The sequence below is a fragment of the Desulfosarcina sp. genome, from assembly GCF_041551955.1.
In the GTDB taxonomy this organism is placed as follows: domain Bacteria; phylum Desulfobacterota; class Desulfobacteria; order Desulfobacterales; family Desulfosarcinaceae; genus Desulfosarcina.
In genome coordinates, this window is the sequence record NZ_JBFELV010000605.1 from 1 (window position 1) to 2,133 (window position 2,133).

The following is a 2,133-nucleotide window of genomic DNA, read 5'->3' on the forward strand; positions in this document are numbered from 1 at the left end:
GACCTGCTGGGTCTGCTCAACGCCAGGGGACTGGACATTGCAGACGCTCCGGTCTCGCCGACACACCTGACCGGGCTGTTGAAGCTGCTGGACACCGATGTGATCAGTGGCAAAATCGCCAAAACCGTCTTCGAAGCCATGGCCGAAACCGGCCGACCGGCCAAAACCATCGTCCAGGAAAAGGGCCTGGTGCAGGTGTCCGACACATCGGCCATCGACCCCATCGTCGATGCCGTCATCGCCGACCACCCGGATGAAGTGCAGCGCTATCAGGGCGGCCAGAAAAAACTGATGGGCTTTTTCGTCGGCCAGATCATGAAGCGGTCCAGGGGAAAGGCGAATCCGAAGATTGTGAATGAGATACTGCGGAAGAAATTGGGATGAAAGGACTGGATCCCCGCCTGCGCGGGGATGACAAACACGCTTAATCGATTTTGGCTGTTTTCATTTGACCTTTTTTTGACTTTCGCAAACTCTGATTCACCCGTAAAGAGTCGAAATGTCATCTTTTTTGTCATCCCCGCGAAGGCGGGGATCCAGCAAAATGACCGACCAAAAATACTATGCTTACATCATTTGCAACAAACGCAACGGGACACTTTATATTGGAATTACATCGGATCTTATCAAACGCACCTGGCAACACAAGAATGGTCTGGTTAAAGGTTTTTCAAGACAGTATGGATTAAAAACCTTGGTCTATTTTGAAGCGTACCAAAATGTCGAAAAAGCGATTCTAAGGGAAAAGAGGCTCAAAAAATGGAATCGTGAATGGAAGATCAAACTGATTGAAAAGGCCAACCCGGGCTGGAAGGATCTTTACCAACGTCTGATTTAATGACTGGATCCCCGCCTGCGCGGGAATGACGCCAGTGCTTACTGTAAATATGGAAGGAAAATGTACTTTTAAACAGCCTTAATTTCCCTTTGTTTGTCATCCCCGCGAAGGCGGGGATCCAGAAAAGCCTGAATTACAATAGCGATAATAAACAGGAGCCCCCATTGAAGAATCCATCATATCGTCTGATCCGTAACACCCTGTTGACAATTTCCTCCCTGCTGCTGCTTTTCACGGCCAGCCCAATCTTCGCCGCCCCCGCCCGGGTGGCCATCCTGCCCTTCGACGTCAACGCGGAAAAAGACATGACTTTCCTCCAGGAGGGCATTCTGGACATGCTCGGCAGCCGGCTGGCCTGGCGGGACAAGGTGGAGGTCATCAGCAAGAGCGAAACCAAGGCCGCCCTGGCATCCGTCGACGGGTTCGGCGGCGAGAGCCGGGCGCTGTTGGTGGGCGGCAAGCTCCAGGCCGACTATGTCCTGTTCGGCAGCCTGACGGTATTCGGCGAAAGCGTGAGCATCGACGCCAAGATGGCCGATGTCAGCGGAGAGCAGCCCCCGCTGCCCTTCTTCGCCCAGACCCGCGGCATGGGAGAGGTGATCCCCCAGATCAACCAGTTCGCCACCAACATCAACGCCACCGTTTTCGGCCGCGAGGTGGCCCAGCGGCCGGCAGCCGCACCTGCCGCACAGGCCGGTGCCCCGGCGGCAACCGCGGCCCAACCGGCCCCGCCCGCCTATGACCCGCGCATGCACCCGGAAAAGCTGCTGCAGTCCGGCGTTGGTTCCGAAACCCAGGTCCCGGTGGCCGGCCAGCCCTACGAAACACCCAATCCAGCCTTTGTGGCCGCCGCCGGTGCCAGCGCTGACACCAGCCGACGGACATTCTGGAAAAGCCGAAGTTTCAAAACGCTGATCAACGGTGTCGACATTGCCGACGTAGACAATGACGGACGGCAGGAAATCGTCATGGCCACCGAGAAGCTGGTGTCGATCTATCGCATGGAAAACGGCCGCATGGTCAAGGTGGCCGAAACCGCCGAGACCCGAACCAGCAGTTACATCGGTGTCGATGTGGCCGACATCAACGGCAACGGAACCCCGGAAATCTATGTATCCAGCCTGGGGCCCAACCGGACCAGCGTGGATTCCTTCGTGCTGGAATTCAACGGCAGCGATTTCCTAAAGATTCATGCCGAGGACAACTGGCTTTATCGCGTGGCCAAAACCGTGGATCGGGGCACCGTCCTCATGGGCCAGCGGGTGCGGCTCGCCGAGGAGTCCGTCTTTAACAAC

2 protein-coding genes and 1 pseudogene are annotated in these 2,133 nt (G+C 56.4%); all 3 read left to right on the forward strand.

Going from position 1 to position 2,133, the window contains the following annotated elements; all coding sequences use genetic code 11:
- Nucleotides 1-384: pseudogene (locus ABYV26_RS24725) on the forward strand (Asp-tRNA(Asn)/Glu-tRNA(Gln) amidotransferase GatCAB subunit B); the annotation flags it as partial.
- Between the two features lie 160 nt (nt 385-544).
- Complete coding sequence (locus ABYV26_RS24730) at nt 545-838, forward strand: GIY-YIG nuclease family protein (protein WP_372684012.1); 294 nt, start codon at nt 545-547, stop codon at nt 836-838.
- Between the two features lie 164 nt (nt 839-1,002).
- On the forward strand, nt 1,003-2,133 hold a 1,131-nt coding region (locus ABYV26_RS24735), incomplete at its 3' end, for an FG-GAP-like repeat-containing protein (protein ID WP_372684013.1).

Bases quoted from the DNA above. Each gene is read 5' to 3' on its own strand.
- ABYV26_RS24730 (WP_372684012.1), top strand. From the start codon at position 545: ATGACCGACCAAAAATACTATGCTTACATCATTTGCAACAAACGCAAC.